Genomic DNA, 22,533 nt, shown 5'->3' on the forward strand with positions numbered 1-22,533 from the left:
GTAGGCGATGCAGCCTTTTGCTGAGAATCTAGATTAAATTTTTCTGGAGCAAGGCTTTTATCTCAATGGTCAATATCATTAGGACATTAGAGATGCTCAAACTTAGGACTCCGACCTCTGACCTTTGACCCCTGACATTATGTTCCAAACGTGCGATCGCCCGCATCGCCTAATCCAGGAACAATAAATCCTTGTTCGTTAACGAATTCATCAATTGTTGCGGTATAAATTACTAATCCTGGATAAGCTGCGCCGATTTTTTGCAATGCTGGAGGAGCAACAACAACCGAAATAATCCGCGTCAAACTTGGGTCTACGCCGCGTTTTTCTAATTCGGCTAAGGTCATCATAATTGAGCCACCGGTTGCCAACATTGGCTCAGTAATCAAAACTCGTGTTTCTGGTGCAAACTGGTCAGGGAGTTTATTGAGATAGCAACTTGCTTCTAATGTGTTTTCGTCGCGTACCAAACCCAAGTGGTAAACTGACGCTAATGGTAGCAACGTTTGTGCGCCTTCGAGTAAAGCTAATCCAGCGCGTAAAACCGGAACAACGGCGATCGGGACTTCAGGATTAACTAAAGTTGCTGGCGCAGTTGCTAACGGCGTATCGATGGTTACGTCTTGCGTTGGTAACCAATCTCTTACGGCTTCGTAAGTCAACCAGCGCCCTAATTCTGTCATGGCAGTTTTGAACAAAACTGAAGGCGTCGCAGCATCGCGGGCAACGCCTAACCAATGCTTAATCAGTGGATGCGGTGGAACATAAACACGCAATTGCAGCGTCATAGCTCGATCAAATGACTGGTAAATTACTGGTCTGCATCATCATACTCTCTTCCTGCGCGGCTTGGGAGGATATATAACCAGGACTGACGCAAAAATAGCTAAAGTCGTGGCAGCTTGACAGAATCCTTCTCGAATTGTTGAAAATTATTTTCATTAACTATTGACATTGTTTGTCAATCAAGTTTATATTGACATTCAGTGTTCTCCTCTCTTTTAAAGATCGGCAGACGGGGTTGGTCAGCAGTAGCAGACTGATCCCTATTTTTTTGGAGATTAAGCGCGACCCCAGAATACGGAAATTCTTTTTCCGAGGTGATGATAGTTCTGGTATGGGAGAATTTGTTACAGTAACAAACGCTGTGATGTTGAGACTTAATCATTTTTAGCTTCAAGACTCAAGGCACAACTAACCTACTCACGCAACGATGAGAAGTGGTGAGTGTTAATCTAGAAGTAATTTACGCTCAGTTATCGCTACTCCACGAATAATAATTAGCAGTTTTTTAAGACTGTGAGAAATTTTTGCAAGAATTTGGAGAGATTATTTGCATCAAATGCTGAGTAGCATCCAATTGTACAATTAACGCTAGAAAGTTTTCAACTACTGCAAGGGGTTAGGTATTTGCCTCACAATGGTGGTGATATAGTTTTGTCCATATGGCTGCGGTTTAAACTGCTAAGCTTAAAGTCTTACCCTCTTGTAATAGTTGGGTAAAGGTATTTGCAGGTAGAGGACGGCTGAAGTAGTAGCCTTGCACTTCGTCACAGCCTTTAGTTTGTAAGTAATCTAATTGTTCCTGGCTTTCGACACCTTCAGCAATCACGCTTAGGTTGAGACTATGCGCAAGCGAAATAATTGCATCGACGATCGCCGCATCATCAGAGTTTACTACCAAGTCACACACAAAAGATTGGTCAATTTTAAGTGTATGAATCGGAAATCGTTTGAGATAGTTTAACGAAGAATAACCGGTACCGAAGTCATCAACCGAAAGCACAATCCCCATGTTATGCAATTGTTGCATAACGTTGATCGATTGTTGAATGTTATCTACCATCAAACTTTCAGTTAATTCGAGTTCAAGATAATTAGGATCTAAACCTGTTGCATCTAGAACTTGAGTTACGGTTTCAACTAAGTTTTGTTGCTTGAATTGACGCGCTGATAAATTAACTGCTATTTTCAATGCTGGAAATCCTTGAGCTTGCCATGCGAGGCTTTGCGCGCAAGCAGTACGTAATACCCATTCGCCAATCGGAACAATCAAGCCGGTTTCTTCAGCAATCGGAATGAATTTTGCTGGAGATACCAATCCACGTGTGGGGTTTTGCCAGCGAATTAGCGTTTCTACGCCAATAATACGTCCGCTATGCAGGGAAACTTGCGGTTGATAGTGCAGTAGGAGTTCCCCGCGATCGAGTGCGTAGTAAAGTTCACTTTCTAACGCTAATCGTTCTTGTAAACCGTTATTGATATCGGTCGAATAAAACTGATAATTTGACCCTTGCCTTTGTGCTTGATGCATTGCTGTATCAGCATGGCTGACAAGATGTTCAGCATTCGTGCTGTCATTAGGATAGATCGCGATACCTAAACTAGCGCCAGTACTAATTTCTTGCTGATTGATCGTAAAAGTTCTAGCAGAAGCATCACAGATTTTTTCAGCTAAGGTCACAATGTCGTCAACAGTGCGCAGGTGAGTTTGGACAATTGCGAACGTGTTACTGCCAAGCCGTGCCAATATGTCATTGTCACTCATGCAACTTGCAAACCTTTGCGCCGCATTTCTCAATAGAACATCACCCGCGTGATAACCCAAAGTATCATTAATTCTTTTGAGGCGATTTAAGCGCAGTAGAATGATTGCCAACATCTGGTGGCTATTTTGGGCTTGTGCTACCGCTTGTTGCAAGCGATCGCGAAACAAATCACGGTTTGGTAATCCTGTCAAATCATCATAGTCTGCCATATAGTTGATGACTTGATCGAGTTTTTTCAGCGTATGTGCTGTATCTGCCATTAAAATTCCAGCTTCATCTGTAAACTCTGTTGGCAAATTTGGTAGTTCTTTGTGGAGTAAGTATTTTCTTAACTCTAAAAAGGTGAGTGTTATTGGTGCTAGTAAATTGTGTAATGCGTATAGTGTCAGTGCTGTACCTATTAAAGTTGCTACTAGCGCAATGACTATGATGCGCAACTTCAATTGCAGCCCAAAAGATGTTGAGTTAACAAAATAAATAAGTAAAGATAAAAGTGGTATATGCGTGCCTATAAAGGCAATTACCATAATCTTGCCTTTATAACTTTTTAATAAAGGAAGGCGTGATAAAAATGAGTATAATTGGAGGTTAGGAGAACGCATTTTTGCAATCATTCCTATATTTTATGATTTTTAAATCTACTTTATGAATGCATTGCTCCTAGATCAGCAACAATTATAGCTGAGGTCGCCCAGTGCTAATTCTTTATAGCGATTAGCGAACAAATTAGATAAAAAATATTTACAATAGTTAAATAACACATATAATTACTGTTAAATAACTGATTCCATCCAGCATCTTTCAATTCAAAAGCGTGTATCCTGTATCTTAATTAATAAAAAACGCAGCTACCGCAGTGAAATTACTTAAAAACTTGAAAATTAAACTGTCTCTCAGCCGCTAGGCTTTGATTAAAGCTTGCAGTGTATTTTGTAGATTAGTCAAACTTAGAGGTTTACTTAGATAAGCATCCGCGCCCGCACCCAGACAGCGATCGCGATCGCCTGTCATTGCCATTGCAGTCAGCGCCACGACTGGTACTGATTGCCAGTAAGGGCTAGATTTGAGTTGGCGGATCAGTTTAAAACCATCGACTTTCGGTAACTGAATATCCATAAGAATCAAATCGGGTAAAGCTTTAGCAGATGCAGCGTACAAATGAATTACTTCCATCATGGCACGACCGTCGGCAATTAGCTCTACTCTATAACCTTGTAATTCCAACATCTCGATAATGAGTGCTTGGTTGTATGGCTGATCCTCTACAACCCATATCCATTTACCTTCACCAGTTGCGATCGCACATTCTGGCGTAAAAGAAGCCTCAGTTTGATTCAGGTGCTGCATTACCAACTGCTGGCGCATTTCGGTCAACGGTAGCCACACCCGAAATGTACTACCTTGGTTTTCTATTGATTCGAGCGAAACCGTTCCCCCATGAAGTTCTGCGAGTCGTTTTGTGAGTGCTAACCCTAAGCCTGTCCCTTCGTGTTGTCGAGTCAAAGAAGCATCGACTTGTTGAAAAGGACGAAATAGTAAATGCCACTTGTCTTGAGGAATACCAATTCCTGTATCTTCAACGGCGATACACACATACGGTGTACTGAGATTGACTGGACTACAATCAGGTCGATAAATTTCTGATTGTAATTCATTGCCGTAAGCGATCCGACAACTCAGTTTAATGTGACCGCCTTCGGGTGTAAATTTAACCGCATTTGAGAGTAAGTTAATTAAAATTTGGCGAACACGACGCTCATCTAAGTTAGCTTGTTTTAAGCGATTGTCAAAATTGAGAGAAAGTTGCAGCCGTTTCTTATTGACGCGGGGCTGAATCATTTCCTGACATTGCAGACACAGATCGGGAATTGAGACAGGTTGTAATTCTAATTCAGCTTTACCAGATTCAATTTTAGATAAGTCGAGAATATCATTAATCAGTTGCAACAGGTGTTGACCGCTTTCTTCGATCACCCGCAAATATTTTGTTTGACGCGAAGATAAAGGCACAAGATCTTGGCGTAGTAATAAATCTGAAAAACCGAGAATACTATTTAAGGGCGTGCGTAGTTCGTGCGACATCGAAGCCAAGAATTCTGATTTAAGCTGCGAAGCTTGCTCTAAGTCTTTGTTGATCTGACGCAGGCGTTCTTGCGCTTGGGCGCGTTCGATGGCAACTCCGAGCATCCGGCAGGCTGCCATGAGCATATCTTGCTGTGGAGCATCTTGTAACTTGCGTAAGCTTCGAGATTCTAGCGTTAATACACCAATGATGGTGCTGTCAGCAGCGGGAATTGGAAAGATACCTAATTGACCAATACCAGGGTGACGAAATGCGGTTACTGCCTTGGAGTGTTTGTAATAATCTTCAACAAATAGCGGTGTAGCAGTTTCGACAACTTGCCAGAGAAGTCCTTGTCCGTAGGGAATGCCACGATCGAGTAATTTTGTCATCTCGGCTGCAACAGCCTCGCCATAAGTCGCGACAAATTGCCCAGAAATTTCATTTGTGAGGACATGCGCCAAAGCTTCTTGCCCTTTACCGAAAATCACCTTGACATCACCAAACGCAGCCCCCATTGCTTGTACGAGGTAGCTGAGCGCAAACTGTCCAATTTCTTGCAGTTCACTCGCCGGCTGGATACGTTCCATCAAACCCAAAAGAAATGCTTGTCGTTTGAGTTCGGCGCTAAGATGCGCTTGAGAACGTCGATGTTCAGTAATATCTAAAAAAGTAATGACACTTCCAGTATCCGATGTGTTGCTACAATAAGCTTCTATCGATTTACCATTAGTTTGCTCAATATAAATGGGAAAAATTGTTTCAGGTGATGTAATGGCGCTGAGAAATTGCGCGTACTCTGTTTGCGACCAATAGCCTTGCTTGACGATTTCAGCAAAAACCTCTTCGTAGTGGGGTTTTTGTTTGAGCCAGTTGGAGTGTAAGCCCCAATTTTGACAAAACTGTTGATTAAATACAACAAGGCGATTGGCAGCATCGAACAACGCGATCACTTCACCATGTGGATCAAGTTGCGTTTGCTGATCGAGATTGATATTGCGTTCTGATTCTGATGACTGTATCGGCGATTGCACCCGTAGTGGCAGCATTCTTTCTACAAGACTTCAATCTTGCTTAAGTTTATTTAAAATCTATTGAAAAAGTAAATTGCATTTAGTGGTATAGATTACATTAAATTTGTGTTTGGCATCACAAATTTTCAGATAGGCAGTTCGCTAGTTGCACCAGAGCAAATGATCTAATCTCATATCTTTCTTACTCACGCCAGTCACCTCAACGAGGGAGCCACCCGCACGGCGCAGGCTCCTCTGCTGCTTCCCTTTCCACTGCACCAAGGGCTTTGAGCATAGCAATTTGAGCCTCGGTTAAGCCGGTGACACCAGTAATATTCATGCCCTCATAAGGGCGTTCGCTACGGATTGTGGTTAAGCATTCACCGGTATCGAGATCCCAAAGTTTGATCTGTTCTTCTTGTTCACCGCTAGCGAGAAGTTTTCCTTGGGGGTGAAAGCTGACGGATGTAACGCGATCGCTATGTCCTTGGAAGGTTTGTAAGCACTTGCCCGTACTAACTTCCCAGAGTTTTAACGTTTTATCATCACTCGCACTCGCGAGGCATTCTCCATCAGGACTAAATGCAACCGACCAAACGCCGTTAGTGTGTTCTTGCAATGTTTGCAAACACGCTCCTGTGTCAACATCCCATAACTTTACGGTGTAGTCGTCGCTAGCACTTGCCAGAATTTTGCCTTGTGGATGGAACGCCACCGACCAAACGCCGTTAGTATGTCCTTGAAGAACCTTAATACACTCTCCTGTAACAACGTCCCATAATCTGACAGTGACATCACCGCTACTTGCTAAAATCCTACCCTGCGGATGAAACGCCACCGACCACACCCAGTTTGTATGTCCTACAAGCGTTCGCAGGCAACGTCCTGTTGCCACATTCCATAGCTTCACTGTATGATCGCCGCTCGCACTCGCTAAAATGTTGTCTTGCGAGTGGAATGCAACCGACCATACCCAGTTTGTGTGTCCTTGTAATGTTCTCATCAGCTTACCGCTGGCGACGTTCCACAAATTAATTTTTTCACTGGCACTTGCGAGAATTTGCCCGTTGTGGCTAAATGCCGTCGAGAGAATACCACGCGTGTGTCCTTGAAAAGCTTTGACAACTTTACCTGTGTGGATATCCCACAAGCGCACGGTGCGATCGCTACTTCCCGTAGCCAATAAACTGCCGTCAGGACTAAAGACAACAACTCGCACTAGATTTGTATAACCCCAGAGTGTTTTCAACGCTTTACCTGTTTCTACATCCCACAGTTTTAACAAGCGATCGTCACTACCACTCGCTAAAGTTTGTCCATCAGGACTAAACGCAATTGCCCAAACGCGGCTAGCGTGTCCTTGCAGTGTTTTTGTGCATTGTCCTGTCGTCAGATCCCATAATTTGATATTTTTGTCGTGACTACCACTGGCGAGGGTTTGGCGATCAGGGCTAAATGCTAGGCTTTGAACTAAGTAAGTATGCCCTTGTAAACGCAAACAGTTTCCGCTGGTGAGATCCCAAAGTGTAACGTTGCCATCATCACCACCACTTGCTAGGAGCGCACCATCAACACTAAAAGCGATCACGCGTATTGGCTGCGCTGATTCGGTTAATTGGACCGCCTGACCGCTCATTACATTCCATAACCTAATACTACCGTCATTGCTGCCACTTGCTAAAATTGTTCCTTGGGGATTGAAGTTGACAGACTCGACGCGATTGGTGTGTTCTTGGAAAGATTGTAGAACTTGACCTGTGGTAATGTCCCAAAGTTTTACGGTGCGATCGTCGCTTCCCGTCGCTAAAATCGTACCATCAGGGCTAAAAGCCAGCGACCACACCCAGCTTGCATGTCCTTGTAGCGTTTGCAACAGTTCACCCGTGTGCGCGTCCCAAAGTTTTACGGTGCGATCGTCGCTCCCTGTCGCTAAAATCGTGCCATCAGGACTAAATGCTACGGCTAAAATCCAACGGATATGACCTTTCCACGTTAAGATAGGCTTCATGTCTGTAACGCGCCATAAGCGAATTTGCCCCGCTTCCCCCGCAGTCGCAATAATTTCTCCGTCTGGGCTGTAAGTCATTGCTAAAATGCAGCCGAAGTTCTCGCTAAATGCTGAATTGGTTAAATCTGCGTATTGCAAGTTAACGTGTTGCAAGTTAGCGTTTTTGAGGTAGGCTTGCCAGACACTCATCTCAGAAAAGTCGTAGTGACTTAAATCAGTTTGCAAGTGAATGAGTAAGTTAAGAATGTTACCTCCGCCATATCCTGAAGCAAGTGATGTTCGCAGGTGTTGAAGAATGCGCTCGAGGTGTTCTTCAATTCTTTTTTTATTTCTAAAACTAGCTAGAAGCATATCGACTAATGGTTGCACGATAAATCGTGCTTGCGCATCGCGAATGTAGTCTTTCGTTTGTGCTTTAATTAGCGCATGAGTATTGAAAAGGTTAATATCTAGAGTTGTAATCTCATTGCAGATTGTCGTTACAAATTGATCAATGACATACTCCATCACCGCAGGCTGTTGCGTAAATCTTGCGGTATTTTTAAGCGTTATCGAGGTTGCTTTTTCAATTAACGAGCGTTGTTGTAGCGATTCGAGTGCTTCTAGAACTTCGCGCGGCAATATGAGTGGTAGGATGTCTTGTTTGAGTTCTGCTAATGTAATAGGTTCACGATTGATAGCTAACCAGTACATAATTTGCTGTTCAGCAATCGACAAACGCGTAAATTGTTGCGCAAGAAGATCCCAGATATCGCCAAAAACCGCAGTACCTTGTGCGAGAAATTGAGCGACATCACCATCAAATAATTCTTGAATATTCGTCGCGACTATTTTTAAAGCTAACGGATTACCGCGATAATGCTCCAGCAAAAGTTGCTGTTGTAATGTTGAGCAAAAAAGTCCTTTTGTTGCAAAAATTTCCTTGGCTTCGACTTCGGTTAACCCCCTGAGATGTAGCGATCGCACGGGTAATGCAATTCCTTCATATGATGCTAAGCCGCGCGGCTTTTCGCGGCTTGTTAAGATCGCACAGCTTTGATGTGGTGTTTGAGCAATACAGCGCAAAAGTTGTCCGTATTCTTCATAGCCTTCGAGGTAATAGCCTGCACGCTCACCTTGACGTAAGATTGTTTCGGCATTATCAAGAATCAGTAAACATCGCGACGCACGTAAATACTCAATTAAATATGATATTTTAGCTTCAACGCTTTCAGGTAAATCGTTGATTGTTTCTTGTTGATTTGAGAAAAATAAAATTAAGTTTGTCAGTAAGTCTTGAATCGGTGGTGCATTCCGCAGACTACGCCAAATAATATACTCAAAATCTGTGTGAATTTCTTGGGCTAACTTTACTGACACGCTGGTTTTCCCGATTCCACCCATTCCTAGTAAAGTTACTAATCGACAGCGATCTTGAACAATCCATTGTTGCAATGTTGCTAATTCTTCTGTTCTTCCATAAAAAATTGATATATCAGGCGCACCTCCCCAATCATGTTGAGTACTAATTTCTTCTTGAATTGTTACTAATGGAGTACTCAGAGCCTGAATCGATGAAATTTTAGATAATATTTCGTTTGGAGTGCTTGCGGTTCGCCATCTTACTGTTGCTAGATTATTTAACTCTTTGGGTACCACTCGCGCGTAGCGTAATACAACTGATTGAAAGTTATTTTTAGTAACTTTTTTGCCAAAAACTTTAGTCAGTAACTGCCACAAATGAGAACCAGTATCTTTGATATAACCAGTATCATAACCAGACGCTTTAGCAATCTCCATGTATGATTTTCCTTCCCAAGATTGCCGAAATACAATTTCTTGAGCTTTGTTTAAGCGTCCTTGTTCGAGAAGTTTCTCAACAACATCTATTGCTTCTTCAACGTTCATTTACCAGCACTCCTTATTCATTGCTGTTGTCGTGCTGTGTTAATTGACAGATAATTAATCTATCATTTATCTGAATTGGCTTCATATCCGTAGAGTAAACGTTAAAGGGGTAACTAACAATACTCATCATTTCAAACAAGTTTAGTTAGAAACCTAGTAGTAATCGCTTGCGTTGCTTCAGCAGTCTTATTGTACTATTTCTCTAGATAAGTCGTGTTTGCTTTAATACATTTTTATTACTTTTAACCGACCTTGTGGTGTCTTTTACCGACTGACAAGGATAAGACGATAACGATAAAGTATGTTTCAAGCAAGCCACCGAAACAAACAATTTTTCTTTGTTTTAGGCAGAAACCTTAATAAAAAATTAAAAAGTAGGGGTAGTAAACTAATGGATACTAAAAACATATCTAATTTTTTTTAACTTATTCTGCACATACTTATAAAGCACACAAAAAACTAGCTAGTTTAGAATTGAAGCTAAATATATCAAACTGATATTCGGGCGATCGCTAAACTGCTAAAAACCGAAAGTAAAAGTTGTAAATTTTATTAAAGGTTGCATATTTTCTGGCTTTAGTGCTGACAAATCAATAAAAGTTCAACAAATTTTATTGAATAAAAAATTGACGAGAAAAAGTATTGACTGTCAGTGTTTAGGAATTGAGAGTAGTGTCAGCAATATAAAGATAAAAATGTACAAACAAATTGAGTTTTTAGCTAGGAATTAAGAAAAGTGTAAGTAAACGCTACTAAGCTAATTTGCACAATTCAAGCAAGTCAGGAGCATCTGCTACATAAATCAACTGAGTACGACATATAGAAGTGCAGGTTGTCATGCAAACTTTAGCGCAGGTATTCGAGGAAGACAATCTCATGATTAAGTGGACAGAAGACCTTACACAAAGTTGGCGATCGCGGCTTTGTCTTGAACTACAACAACATCCTGAAGTTATCCAAGCGAGTATTGTGCGTTGGCTAATTGGTAACGATATCGAAAGAATCGAGACGCTGCTTCCTCATGAACTAGAACTCGTACAGCAAGGAATGGAATACCGTTATCGCATCTTACTGCATCGCTATTTAGGGCAAAGTCCCGAACGTGCTTATCGCAACTTGACGACTCGCTTAAGTAGTTTAGTGATTCTCCGCAACAAGATTCACACTTGGGTTTCTCTAAGTCGCGATCGCGCAACAACGGTACTCGATGTTCTGCAAGAAGTGATTCAAGAACTATTGCAAAGTGATCGCTATATGCAGCAGCAAATGAACTGGATTGCGCAATGCACTGAGGATGCGAAACTGCGGAATGCGCTACTGTTTGCGAGTTTGGAGGAATATAGTCTGCGGCGGATTCGCAATCAACCGTTGATTGTCTATCGATTTGTGAACTACTTACGTCGAGCTTCGCGCGGTGGATTAACGCAAGTTCCCGCCCAAGATTTGGTTAAGCTTGTATCGGAGGATTTTTGCGCTGAAGACAATGACGAGCTAATTAGTTTATTTGATACCCAAGCGATCGCGCAATATCAAGATCGACAAACGCATATTGAGCAACAAGCTTTAAGAACCAAAGTTCAAAAGGAATTTGAAGCTTATTTATCCCAAAAACTGGGAATAACTGCACTTAAGTGGTTACAGCTATATCTGCAAGGAAAATCGCAAGAAGTGATCGCGCGCTGTTTAAACTTGCAAGTTAAAGAAGTCTACCGCCTGCGCGAAAAGATCACTTATCATGCAGTACGCGTATTTGCGGCAAAAGAACAAACTGAACTTGTTGGAAACTGGCTAGAAACTTCTTTGCAGGAACATAGCTTTGGTTTAACACCGCAGCAATGGCAAAGTTATTGGGCAAAACTAACTCCTACACAATGCCAGCTAATCGAGTTGCTTAGAGATGGTAAGGAGACAACAACCATTGCGCAGTTGATGCATCTGCAAACCCATCAAGTAGTTGGGGAGTGGATTAAGCTATACCTAGTAGCTCAAACCATGCGAACTCAGGGATAAGACAATCTATTTGCTTTTTGATTTCTTTAAGATAGCTGTTATGCGAAGCATCTGGATTGCTTCGTGTATCTTTTTTCTCAAATAATCCAGCAAAATTAACCAGAACATTAGCAACAATAGTTCACTATACTAGAGTCATCAAAAGAAATAATTAATACATTAATTTGGGTGCTTATACGCTTGTTTTTTGAAGTAAAATGCTCATCGTCTAGTGGTAGCGATCGCACGTCTAAACTGGGTGGTACAAGTGGATATTCAGCAAATGTTCTGGCTTATCGACAACGTAATCTCGCTTGAAGCCTGTTTGTATCATCAAGTACTCCCTTTGTCATTAGCCGAAAATGTTTTACGCTTAGGTATGGTCAACCTCGAAGACACCGCAGCGAAAGATTATGTTGGTTGTATTGTGTGCCACATGAGTTACTCATTAGTAACGCAATCAATCGGCTTAAATACGCATCGGGCAATGCTTTCTGCGTAATTAAAATACAAAGAAACTACCCAGCAAGCGAAACAGCAGGCAATTCCTCCCTTAACTGTCGAAAAAACATCCTCCACAACCGAATTAGAAGCAACAGAACCGCCCTTAGCGCTACCAACGCTAGAAGTCAACGCAATACATCTAGCAAGTTCTGTAGAACTACTTGCCACATTACCTGCAAAAGAACTTCTTCAAGAACTACTTGGAAGAATAGTCACCGAAGGCATTGGCAGACTCTACTTTGAACGACAATATCCTCAATACGGTCGCATTCTTTGGAGTCTGAATGGTGTTGTACAGTCTATTTTAGAAAAACTTCCCGCGCAACAATTTCAAGAAGTTATCGACGAACTCAAGTATTTAATGCATTTAGCGATCGCACCTGTCGAAGAACAAACACAAGTAGAAATTGAACGTTTATACCAAAATAGCCGCATCCTCTTACGTTTACAGATTATGCCTGGCGCTTTTGGTGAGGAAGCAACACTTCAAGTTTTGCGGGGTGCAGCCTTAGAATTTTATCAGCAACAGCAATTATCGCACCTTGGTCAAGATGCATTATCCATTGCCCAACAACTACAGCACAAGTTGCGGGAAATGCACAAACGAGCTAAAATACATCCTAACTTAAGCCGAGAACAATTAGAAGCGCTACCAGTCCTCAATCAACTGCTGACAAATGTCAATAACCAATTAGAAAAGCTGAAAGAAATTTAACGATAACTACTGTCTACTTTCAAGCCTACATCATGCCTTCTTAGCTAATTACCTGCTACATTGGCTTTTAAGACTCCACAGCCAAGATGACAATGACGGAAGCAACTGCTGTTCGCCCCGATAGCAAAATTAATACAACGCCGCAGATACAGTATCAGGTAGCCATGTCGCAACCTGAATCGCATTTGTTTGAAGTTACCTTAAACCTGACAGGTTGGAAATCACCATTACTCGATCTCAAGCTACCCGTTTGGACACCAGGTTCTTACCTAGTCCGAGAATACGCCAAACACATTCAAGATTTTACCGCAACCGCAGGAGAAAAACCTTTATCGTGGCGCAAGCTCAGTAAAAATCACTGGCAAGTCACAACGATGGAGCAAGATGCGACAATTACAATCCAATATCGCGTATTTGCGCACGAATTATCAGTCCGCACAAATCACTTAGACGCAACTCACGGTTACTTTAATGGCGCAGCACTGTTTTTGAGAATTCCTGAGTGGGAGAAACAAGCAATTAGCGTCACGATCGTACCGCCTAAACCCGAATGGCGGGTAACAACTCCTTTACCAGTATCCACAGCACCTCAAACTTTCATCGCTTCTGACTATGACACGTTAGTTGATAGTCCTTTTGAAATTGGCTGTCATGAGTTACATCATTTTGAAGCTTTAGACAAATCTCATGAATTAGCGATTTGGGGAAAGGGAAATATTGATGTAGCAAAGATGATTCCCGACATCCAAAAAATTATTCAGGTAGAAGCCGAGATGTTTGGTGGTTTACCTTACGAAAGGTACGTCTTTTTGTTGCACCTATCTTCGCAAGGTAATGGCGGTTTAGAACATAAAGATAGTTGTTCCTTAAATTATCCACGCTTAGGATTTCGAGCAAAAGAGAAGTATGATCGCTTTATGCAATTGGTCGCACATGAGTTTTTTCACTTGTGGAACGTTAAACGAATTCGTCCTAAAGCATTAGAAGTATTTGACTACGATCGCGAAAACTACACGCCGTCGCTGTGGTTTTGTGAGGGAACAACAAGTTATTACGATATTGTCATACCTCTACGCGCAGGAATTTATGATGCTAAGTCATTTTTAGATAACTTGAGTAAAGATATTACGCGCTTGCAAACGACGCCAGGGCGCTTAGTGCAACCCTTATCCGAATCGAGTTGGGATGCTTGGATTAAATTATATCGCCCCGATGCTAATAGTGGTAATTCTCAAATTTCTTACTACCTCAAAGGCGAATTAGTATCGTTGCTACTAGATTTAATGATTCGCGATCACCACAATAACAAGCGATCCCTTGATGATGTCATGCAGCAGATGTGGCAACAATTTGGCAAATCAGAAGTTGGTTTTACCCCTGAACAGTTGCAACAAGTTATTGAGTCAGTAGCAGAAATCGAGTTGACTGATTTCTTTGATAAATATATTGGCGGTGTTGAAGAGTTACCCTTTGATCAGTATCTTGAACCCTTTGGTTTACAGATCTCAGCAGAAATGGAAGATAACGCAGCGCCTTATTTAGGAATCAGGGCGCAAGCAGAAAATGGCAAAGAACTCATCAAAGTTGTTGAAGCAAATACACCAGCTGCTGTTGCAGGGATCGACGCAGGAGACGAGTTACTCGCGATTGATGGTATCAGAGTACAAGCAAGTAGTTTAAGCGATCGCCTCAAAGATTATCGACCACACGACACAATCCAAGTAACGGTTTTCCATCAAGACGAATTACGCACTTATAATGTTGTACTGACTGAGCCTCGCTTTAGCAAATACCACATAGTACCACTAGAACGTCCTTCTCCTCAGCAGCAACAAAATCTTCAAGAATGGTTAGGAGTTCCTTTAGAGACTATTGGTTAGGAGTTATGTGATATTACTAATCTATAGCTTAATTTTTAAGAGCAAAGTTATAAGTTTACTTTGTTTCTGACTGGGGATCATACCTAATAAAGATTACAAAGAAGTAGAGTCTAACTTAAAATACAGTTCAACCAATGTAGTTTTTGTTAGTTAAAGCTTTGAAAGCTACATGTTTTATCTCTACTTTGAATCAAATATTTGGATTGTGACTGATGATGTCAGCAATAAGCATAGTAGAAAATTTTAATGTAGCCCAAGATGTAGAAACAATAGTTCGGATACTAGACAAACAAGTCGTAAGCATCATTCAACTACTTGCACTTTTTGTAATTTCTATAGGAATTATTAAAGCTTTACTGATTTTTGTTCAACAAGCTTTATTTCAATCTCACTCTAATACAGCTTTTCAAAAAAGCCGCTTAGAAATGGGCTATTCTTTTTCGTTGGGTCTAAGCTTTTTGGTTGGTGCTAGTATCCTCAAGACAATTATTGCGCCTACTTGGGACGATATTGGTAAACTCGGTGCAATTATCTTGATTCGGACAGTTCTAAATTATCTCCTTCTACAAGCGATTGCTAAGCAATCAACACCCAACAATACCGTTACCGATACGAGTCAGCCCAGAATGATAGTAAGTGCTAAATAGCTACTCACTTTGTAGGTAATTGTGATCCTGTCAAGTAAGACTCCATTAGTTTAGAATTGATATCTGGGCAATTGTTTTGAAGCCACGTTCATGAAAAAAGTCGTAGTTGGTCTATCTGGTGGCGTTGATAGTTCCACAGCTGCTGCCATTTTACAACAACAAGGTTATGAAGTTGTAGGTCTTACCCTTTGGTTGATGAAGGGTAAAGGTCAGTGCTGTTCTGAAGGTATGATTGATGCGGCTTATATTTGCGAACAGTTAGGGATTGAGCATCACGTTGTTGATATTCGCGAGGTCTTTCAAACTAATATCATCGATTATTTAGTTGCAGGTTACAGTGCAGGCATTACACCATTACCGTGTTCGCAATGCAACAAAACGGTTAAGTTTGGTCCAATGCTAGATTATGCCCGTGAACATTTAGGTATAGATAAAATTGCTACAGGTCACTACGCCAAAATCACCTATGATGCTGCGACAAATCGCTATCAATTGCGTCGTGCGGTAGATCGTAACAAAGATCAAACATACTTTTTATACGATTTATCACAAGATTTACTTGCAGGAACAGTGTTTCCTTTAGGTGAAACAACCAAGACAGAAACACGGCAAATTGCTGCTCAATTTGACCTAAAAACTGCTAACAAGCCAGAAAGTCAAGATTTATGTTTAGTTGAAGCTAACGGTTCGATGCGACAATTTCTTGACAAATACATTACACCCAAACAAGGTGAAATTGTTGATGCCACGGGAAAAGTGTTAGGACAGCACGAAGGAGTGCATCATTATACAATCGGACAGCGTAGAGGCTTAGGAATTGCTGCGGCTGAACCGTTGTATGTGATTGGCTTAGATGCAGTGATGAATCGCGTGATAGTTGGCGATCGCACCAGCGCTACGCAATCTGAATGCACTGTACAACGCGTTAATTGGGTTTCCATCGCCGAACCAACTGCACCAATTCGCGCGGAAGTTCAAGTACGCTATCGTTCGCAGCCTGTTTCTGTTACAGTCATCCCCCTAGAAAACTCGCGTGTCAAACTCGTCTTTGACGAACCGCAATTTAGTATCACACCTGGACAAGCCGCAGTTTGGTACGATGGCGATATAGTACTAGGTGGCGGCGTAATTGAAAGACAGTAGAAGTTCACAGAGTACTTTCTTCAACAACCTTATCAGTCTGTAGCGGAAGATATAGTCGTTCCTCACTAGCATCATATTCAAATAATTCTGCATAGCGTCCCCAGTCTACTGCTGTTGCAAATTGACGTTCTGCCTCTGCGTGTGGGAAATATTCATCCCATAAATCCAGGAAAAAATCTGCCCGCATAAAGCCACTTCTTTTCTCCCGCAGAGTTTGTACAATACTGCCGATGACAGGAACGTGTTTTAGTACCTGTTGTCGAAACAGATCTTTGCTCCGCAAAATTGTTGTTGTGGCAAAATCCTGTCCAATTTCTGTCAATTTGACATCTCCCTGTGCAACTTTAGCAAAATTTAGTAACACAGCAGCATCCAAAATAGGCAGTAAGTCGTCTACAGCAAGTTGAAGACGTTCTGCAAGATGAGGCAGATCGTCAGTGCCTTCGGGTTGATCGACAATCAGTTCTAGTAAACCACTAATACCACCAACGCGAGCATGAGGTAACGGTTTAGCATAGGGAGACTGCGATGCTACAGGTACTTGGGGAGATTCAAAAGCAACTCCAGTCACTTTGATCTCAGGATTTGTCATAATTGTATAAATATAGTCCACCAAAGATTTGAAGCGAGAACTCGCGCGATCGTGAGGACGCGGTAAATCAATCAAAACTTCGCCCCGCACTCTTCCAGGATTTGCTCCTAATATCACGACGCGATCGGCAAGAAATACCGCTTCCTCAATATTGTGGGTGACAATCAAAATACTTTTAGAGGGAAAGGTTTTAGCATTCCATAAATCGTCAATTTCACCCCGTAGGTTTTCCGCAGTCAGCACATCTAACGCACTAAAAGGTTCATCCATAAATAAAACTTGCGGTTCCAGGACAAACGCTCGTGCAAAACCAACACGCTGTTTCATTCCACCAGATAATTCTTTAGGATAGGCACTCTCAAAACCATCTAAACCAACAAGATCAATTGCTTTCAACGCTCTTTGTCGGCGTTGTTCGCGGCTAATACCCTGCGCTTCCAGTCCCAATTCAACATTTTCTTGTACAGTTAGCCAAGGCAGAAGTGCAAAGCTTTGAAACACCATTGCTACATCACGATTCGCACCTCGGAGTAACTTGCCATTGCTTAAGACCCGTCCCTGACTAGGAGGAATTAAGCCTGCCATGATACGTAATAATGTACTTTTTCCACTGCCACTGCGTCCCAACAGCGCGACAACTTCACCCGATCGCACGACTAAACTAACGTCGCTTAACACCGTGAATTCACCTTTGCCTTCCGGTAGGGGAAAACTTTTGTAAACACGTTCAACGGTAATCAGATGTTCGTGACTTGAGGTCATGCTTGTTTTTCCCTTTATAAATGGTATTTGACTTCTGCCAACTGATACAACCGCCGCCACAACAAACGGTTTAGCCCGACCACAAATAAACTCATCATCCCGATGCCCAACACAATCCGCGACCAGTCTCCAACTGCGGTGGCTTGAGCAATGTAGGTTCCTAAGCCAGTTGCTGTAAGTGTTGTCTGCCCCCAAGAGACAATTTCTGCAACAATACTAGCGTTCCAGGCTCCACCGCTAGCCGTGACACCACCTGTCACCCACGCGGAAAAAATTCCTGGAATAATTAGTCTTTGCCAACGTTTCCAACCTTTTAATCCAATATCGCTTGCCATTTCTCGCAGGTCAGTTGGAATGCTTTGAGCGCCCGCGATCGAGTTGAATAAAATATACCACTGAGCGCCCAATGACATTAGTAAAATGCTCCCCCAATCAATACTAATGTGAGAACGGATGAAAAATAGTGTTGCAAAAGGGAAAATAAAGTTTGCAGGAAAAGAAGCGAGAAACTGCACCACGGGCTGTAACAGACGGGCCAACTTAGGGTTAAAGCCAATAGCAACTCCAATGGGAGTCCAGATTAGCGTAGCAAATATCAGTAGCACCGTAACGCGCAGCAAGGTCAGGACACCGAGCCAGAAGGTTTTGAGGACTTCAGCAAAACCAACAGTGGTTAAAATAAAATGCAACGCCCAAGCGACCAAAGCTCCGATGATCGCTAATAAGATAAAGTTGTAAAGGCGATCGCTCATCTTTTGCTGTCGATCAGTAACAATCGCAGTCGGCTTGGGTCGTGTTAATCCTGATAAGACCTGATTCACTGTTTCTCGCACTGGAATCAGGGCATTGCCAATCAGTCGCGGAATTCGAGCCGCTTTTAACAAGTCATATACCCACGATTCTGGTGCTTGTGCCGAAGCGCTTTGCTCTAAGCGAAACTTATCTGACCAGGCAATAAGTGGTCGCCAAAATAACTGATCTACTAAAATAATCACAACAGCAATTGTCAGCAATGCCCACCCTAAAGCTGGAAGATTTTCTGCGGCGATCGCTGTTGCTACATACGACCCAATCCCTGGTAAGGTATATTCTTGGTTCAAAACACTAATCGCTTCACTTGCTGCGACAAAGAACCAGCCTCCACCAAAGCTCATCATTGCGTTCCACAGCAGCCCAATCATTGATGCAGGAACTTCCAGTTTGGTAAATCGTTGCCAGTGTGAAAGTTGGTAGAGGGTAACAGCTTCATCGAGTTCTTTTGGTACAGTTCGCAAAGACTGGTAAAACGAAAAAGTCATATTCCAGACTTGGCTAGTAAAGATTGCAAAAATAGATGCCGCTTCCAATCCCAACAAACTACCAGGAAACAACGCAATAAAGCCTGTGACTGTAATCGAAAGAAATCCTAAAACTGGAACTGATTGCAAGATGTCCAGCAGCGGAATCATCACCTGTTCAGCCCGACGGCTGTTAGCAGCGATATAACCGTAAACAAGTGTGAAAACAGTTGAACACAACAGTGCAATAAACATCCGCAAGGTCGATCGTGCTGCATAGTACGGCAAGTTACGCGGATTGAGGTCGATTCCAGGCACAATATCTGGAGGCTGAAAACTCACCAAAGTTCCAGCCCCTACACGAGCAATAAGTGCGAGTAAAACTAAGGTGCCAAGAATAACTGCAATATCAGCCAACCCAAATGGCAAGCGTCGAAGCGCTTCAGGGGAAGGAAAAGTTTTCATTATTTAATTGGGATAATCGAGGTGATAGTCATATCAGGTGCTGAACCTTAGTCTCTTACTTCCCGCTTTGCGAAGTAACTCATAAAGTATTATGAGTGATGCAAGTATCAGAAATTTCAATTCAAAACTCAAAACTGGTGAACCCATATTTTACAAAATTTGAGTTATGCCATCACCTGCATCTGAACCCACACCTCCTGCTATCTTGTGTCGCCAGGAACGTCGCTTGGCGGGTAAGAAACTGCGACAACAGGTAGCGCGATCGCTCCATAGCTGGTGGCAACCAACGCGCGATCGCCCTGATCCCATTGAATTAATCAAACAGTCCAATCAACGCCGCATTCTTGAACTTGTCCCAATTCGGCATTGGCGGATGATGCAGTCTCCTTTTGCCTTTTTGCGTGGTAGTGCGATCGTCATGGCAGCAGATTTGGCAACAACTCCGACTACAGGCATTATGGTGCAAGCCTGTGGTGATTGTCATCTGCTTAACTTTGGTGGATTTGCCACTCCAGAACGAAATCTCATTTTTGACCTAAATGACTTTGATGAAACGTTGGTTGCTCCCTGGGAATGGGATATAAAACGCCTTGTCACAAGTATTGCGATCGCCGGACGAGATCTCTGCTTATCGGAGCGTGACAGTTTAGACGCAGCACAAACCGCTGCCCAAGCGTACCGATTGGCGATCGCCCGCTACAGTGAAATGCGAACGTTGGAAATCTGGTATGCACGACTCGATGCTAGCTTGCTGATCGAACATGCCCCTGATGAAGATACCCGCCAGCAGTGGGCACAAATGGCAACCAAAGCTTTCAACCAAACGCTAGATCGAGCAGTGTCGCAGTTGACGGAACTTGTAAATGGGCAGCGCCGCTTAATTGACAATCCACCATTACTTTATCATCCACCCAACCAGAAAGAGTATTTTGAGGAAATCCAGGCGTTGTTTGAGGAATATCGAGATACCCTCCAGGTCGATCGCCAGTTTTTACTTGATCGCTATCGTCTTGTAGATGTCGCGCTCAAAGTCGTTGGCGTGGGTAGCGTAGGAACTCATTGCGGTGTCGCACTACTACTCGATGACAATGACGATCCCCTATTGTTGCAATACAAAGAAGCTAGACCCTCAGTACTAGAACCTTACGCAGGCAAGAGTCCCTACCCCCACGAAGGACAACGAATTGTGAGTGGACAGCGGTTGATGCAGGCAGCTAGTGATATCTTTTTGGGATGGACTAGTAATCTACAGGGACAAGATTTCTATTTTCGTCAACTGAAGGATATGAAGACTTCTATCAAGTTGAAAGGTATGTCTGCTCGTAGGTTAGAAGATTACGCCGAGATTTGTGGGGCGGCTTTAGCCCGTGCCCATGCCCGTACAGGCGACTCAGTTCTAATTAGCGGCTATTTGGGTAACAGCGATGCTTTTGATCGAGCTGTAACAGATTTTGCTGTGACTTATGCATATCAAGTTGAGCAAGATCATCGCGCATTCGTAGAAGCTTTACAAGCAGGACGAATAGAGGCAAAAGCAGGCTAACTTCTTCAGTTGTTACTTGTTACTAAAAGTGAGAGGCTTGAGTTAAGTACCCTCCCAAATTGCCACAACTGCAAAAATGAGAAACAGCAACCCACCGATCGCTGTCAGCAAACGTTCAGACACCTTACCTGCGATTAGACAACCACCCATCACTGCAATTGCTGTACAGATAGCGTGTCCTGAGATCGCCCCCAGTGTTACTCCGATTGCATTATAGGTAGCCGCCAGCGTAACAGTTGCAATTTGCGTGCGATCGCCCCACTCTGCTAGAAAGGTCAAAGTGAAACTTTCAAACAGGATTGGTAAACTCTGATGACGACCCTTAAGGTTCTTTTCGCCTATCTCAACAGCTTCCTCGGCTTCCTCCACAATCTCGTCGCCAGCCGCATCTGTCATCTGACTCGCCTCATACAGCAGCTTGATGCCAAATAGTACAAATAAGCCAATGGCGGCATAATGAATGTAAAATCTGGGAAGAAACGCAAGGATTTGTCCAATTGCTACCGACAACAGTGTCATAGCAGCCAACGCAGCAACCACCCCAGCAAATACTAGATAACGTGGATGACGCATTGCCAGAATAACGGCGATAAAGAAAGTCTTGTCGCCTAATTCGGAAACTGTAATTAATAACAAGCCTGCAGTAAACGCTGTTAACACTCTCAGCCTCCTCAGAATTGACAATGATACATCTGAGTCAGCCTGGCGAGTATAGTAACACTTCACCAAGTCACAGCAGATGTGAACTCAGTGAAGGTCTCGCCTTTCAAGCTTAGGTGTTTAATTCAGCCTAAACACGTTACAGAACTTGCTACCCAAACCAGGCAAATTGCCAGTATGTTGACTTGGGTGACTGATTACTTGAGTAACCAGCAGCTACTCCCCTTCAAACAAATCTTATTTTAACTTGAATAAACTACTAGGTAAAGTGTTGTTTAATACGCTTTACTAATTAAATAAATTTGTATTTTTTTATCTCACATTTTGCTCATTTTTTATTCATTTTTATCTCATTTTTGGACTCATTTGTTATTAGAAATAATACCATGCATAACCAGCTTTAACTACTTTAGTATATATTAGTTGCCGAAGCAAGTATGACTTTTAGTAGATTTTATTCTAAGTAGAGTTAATGCTATAGGTTGGCTAAAGTTCCACCTTAAGGTTCTTTTAACCCGAGTTTGTAGCTGTTATGTTAAACTAAAGCGGTTAAGCTAGACGAAGTGTAATACAAAAATAAGCCAGCTAAGTTATGCAGTTAGCAAAACCTAAAATTGAACCCAATGATGACTTGAAGCTTACAGTAGAGAAAATGCAAAAGCTGATTGGGTTGATAGGTATGTCCATTTCTTAACTGCTTGGCTGCATCGATGTTTAGAAGGTTGCCAATATCGCAATCTTAATCTACATGAACTTGGATTCAGAAAACCCTTTCCCAAATTGGTAGTCCTGAATAAGTAAGGATAGAGAGTAGATGGTAGTTCTAAATACGTAAGA

The 22,533-nt window shown here is 42.4% G+C and carries 14 protein-coding genes; 7 read left to right on the plus strand and 7 right to left on the minus strand.

Going from position 1 to position 22,533, the window contains the following annotated elements; genetic code table 11:
- Window positions 1-137: 137 nt before the first annotated feature.
- The 4 genes from upp to NIES1031_RS21040 all read right to left on the minus strand — a co-directional run bounded on the left by upp (window position 138) and on the right by NIES1031_RS21040 (window position 9,519).
- Window positions 138-788: a uracil phosphoribosyltransferase gene (upp, locus tag NIES1031_RS21025; RefSeq protein ID WP_073551406.1), complete on the minus strand. Its 651-nt coding sequence runs from the start codon at window positions 786-788 to the stop codon at window positions 138-140.
- A gap of 668 nt (window positions 789-1,456) precedes the next feature.
- Entirely contained in the window at window positions 1,457-3,076 is a 1,620-nt protein-coding gene (locus tag NIES1031_RS21030) for a putative bifunctional diguanylate cyclase/phosphodiesterase (protein WP_236738936.1), read from the minus strand.
- A gap of 373 nt (window positions 3,077-3,449) precedes the next feature.
- Window positions 3,450-5,660, minus strand: a complete 2,211-nt coding sequence (locus tag NIES1031_RS21035) for a hybrid sensor histidine kinase/response regulator (protein ID WP_073551408.1) — start codon at window positions 5,658-5,660, stop codon at window positions 3,450-3,452.
- A 184-nt stretch (window positions 5,661-5,844) separates the two neighbouring features.
- A complete protein-coding gene (locus NIES1031_RS21040) occupies window positions 5,845-9,519 on the minus strand; it encodes a WD40 domain-containing protein (protein ID WP_073551409.1) in 3,675 nt (1,224 codons plus the stop codon).
- An 876-nt stretch (window positions 9,520-10,395) separates the two neighbouring features.
- Between NIES1031_RS21040 and NIES1031_RS21045 the strand changes: the two genes are divergently transcribed.
- The 6 genes from NIES1031_RS21045 to mnmA all read left to right on the plus strand — a co-directional run bounded on the left by NIES1031_RS21045 (window position 10,396) and on the right by mnmA (window position 16,397).
- Window positions 10,396-11,529: a HetZ-related protein 2 gene (locus NIES1031_RS21045; RefSeq protein WP_236738937.1), complete on the plus strand. Its 1,134-nt coding sequence runs from the start codon at window positions 10,396-10,398 to the stop codon at window positions 11,527-11,529.
- Window positions 11,530-11,740: 211 nt separating this feature from the next.
- Window positions 11,741-12,010, plus strand: coding sequence for a hypothetical protein (locus tag NIES1031_RS25195; RefSeq protein ID WP_218596904.1), 270 nt, complete (start codon window positions 11,741-11,743; stop codon window positions 12,008-12,010).
- A 363-nt stretch (window positions 12,011-12,373) separates the two neighbouring features.
- On the plus strand, window positions 12,374-12,727 hold the full coding sequence (locus NIES1031_RS25200; protein WP_218596905.1) for a hypothetical protein: 354 nt from the start codon (window positions 12,374-12,376) through the stop codon (window positions 12,725-12,727).
- Between the two features lie 92 nt (window positions 12,728-12,819).
- Window positions 12,820-14,607 (plus strand): M61 family metallopeptidase, encoded by a 1,788-nt coding sequence (locus NIES1031_RS21055; RefSeq protein WP_073551417.1) that lies wholly within the window; start codon window positions 12,820-12,822, stop codon window positions 14,605-14,607.
- 212 nt (window positions 14,608-14,819) lie between these two features.
- Window positions 14,820-15,254 (plus strand): DUF1622 domain-containing protein, encoded by a 435-nt coding sequence (locus tag NIES1031_RS21060; protein ID WP_084544426.1) that lies wholly within the window; start codon window positions 14,820-14,822, stop codon window positions 15,252-15,254.
- A 90-nt stretch (window positions 15,255-15,344) separates the two neighbouring features.
- A complete protein-coding gene (gene mnmA / locus NIES1031_RS21065; RefSeq protein ID WP_073551411.1) occupies window positions 15,345-16,397 on the plus strand; it encodes a tRNA 2-thiouridine(34) synthase MnmA in 1,053 nt (350 codons plus the stop codon).
- A 4-nt stretch (window positions 16,398-16,401) separates the two neighbouring features.
- Here mnmA and NIES1031_RS21070 read toward each other — a convergent pair whose 3' ends face one another.
- On the minus strand, window positions 16,402-17,751 hold the full coding sequence (locus NIES1031_RS21070; RefSeq protein ID WP_073551412.1) for an ABC transporter ATP-binding protein: 1,350 nt from the start codon (window positions 17,749-17,751) through the stop codon (window positions 16,402-16,404).
- Window positions 17,752-17,765: 14 nt separating this feature from the next.
- Complete coding sequence (locus tag NIES1031_RS21075) at window positions 17,766-19,493, minus strand: ABC transporter permease (protein ID WP_073551413.1); 1,728 nt, start codon at window positions 19,491-19,493, stop codon at window positions 17,766-17,768.
- A gap of 166 nt (window positions 19,494-19,659) precedes the next feature.
- On the opposite strand from NIES1031_RS21075, the gene NIES1031_RS21080 reads away from it, so the two are divergent.
- Window positions 19,660-21,036 carry a DUF2252 domain-containing protein gene (locus NIES1031_RS21080; protein ID WP_073551414.1) on the plus strand — a complete coding sequence of 459 codons (1,377 nt, stop codon included), beginning with the start codon at window positions 19,660-19,662 and terminating at the stop codon, window positions 21,034-21,036.
- A 42-nt stretch (window positions 21,037-21,078) separates the two neighbouring features.
- Here the strand turns inward: NIES1031_RS21080 and NIES1031_RS21085 are convergent, their stop codons facing one another.
- Entirely contained in the window at window positions 21,079-21,696 is a 618-nt protein-coding gene (locus NIES1031_RS21085; RefSeq protein ID WP_073551415.1) for a TMEM165/GDT1 family protein, read from the minus strand.
- Window positions 21,697-22,533 lie beyond the last annotated feature (837 nt).

This window comes from Chroogloeocystis siderophila 5.2 s.c.1 (genome assembly GCF_001904655.1).
GTDB lineage: Bacteria > Cyanobacteriota > Cyanobacteriia > Cyanobacteriales > Chroococcidiopsidaceae > Chroogloeocystis > Chroogloeocystis siderophila.

Coding starts and splice junctions, on each gene's coding strand:
- NIES1031_RS21045 (WP_236738937.1), top strand. CDS start 10,396: ATGATTAAGTGGACAGAAGACCTTACACAAAGTTGGCGATCGCGGCTT.
- NIES1031_RS21055 (WP_073551417.1), top strand. CDS start 12,820: ATGACGGAAGCAACTGCTGTTCGCCCCGATAGCAAAATTAATACAACG.
- NIES1031_RS21030 (WP_236738936.1), bottom strand. CDS start 3,076: ATGGTAATTGCCTTTATAGGCACGCATATACCACTTTTATCTTTACTT.
- NIES1031_RS21040 (WP_073551409.1), bottom strand. CDS start 9,519: ATGAACGTTGAAGAAGCAATAGATGTTGTTGAGAAACTTCTCGAACAA.
- mnmA (WP_073551411.1), top strand. CDS start 15,345: ATGAAAAAAGTCGTAGTTGGTCTATCTGGTGGCGTTGATAGTTCCACA.
- NIES1031_RS21035 (WP_073551408.1), bottom strand. CDS start 5,660: ATGCTGCCACTACGGGTGCAATCGCCGATACAGTCATCAGAATCAGAA.
- NIES1031_RS21080 (WP_073551414.1), top strand. CDS start 19,660: ATGCCATCACCTGCATCTGAACCCACACCTCCTGCTATCTTGTGTCGC.
- NIES1031_RS21060 (WP_084544426.1), top strand. CDS start 14,820: ATGATGTCAGCAATAAGCATAGTAGAAAATTTTAATGTAGCCCAAGAT.
- NIES1031_RS21070 (WP_073551412.1), bottom strand. CDS start 17,751: ATGACCTCAAGTCACGAACATCTGATTACCGTTGAACGTGTTTACAAA.
- NIES1031_RS21075 (WP_073551413.1), bottom strand. CDS start 19,493: ATGAAAACTTTTCCTTCCCCTGAAGCGCTTCGACGCTTGCCATTTGGG.
- upp (WP_073551406.1), bottom strand. CDS start 788: ATGACGCTGCAATTGCGTGTTTATGTTCCACCGCATCCACTGATTAAG.
- NIES1031_RS25200 (WP_218596905.1), top strand. CDS start 12,374: ATGCATTTAGCGATCGCACCTGTCGAAGAACAAACACAAGTAGAAATT.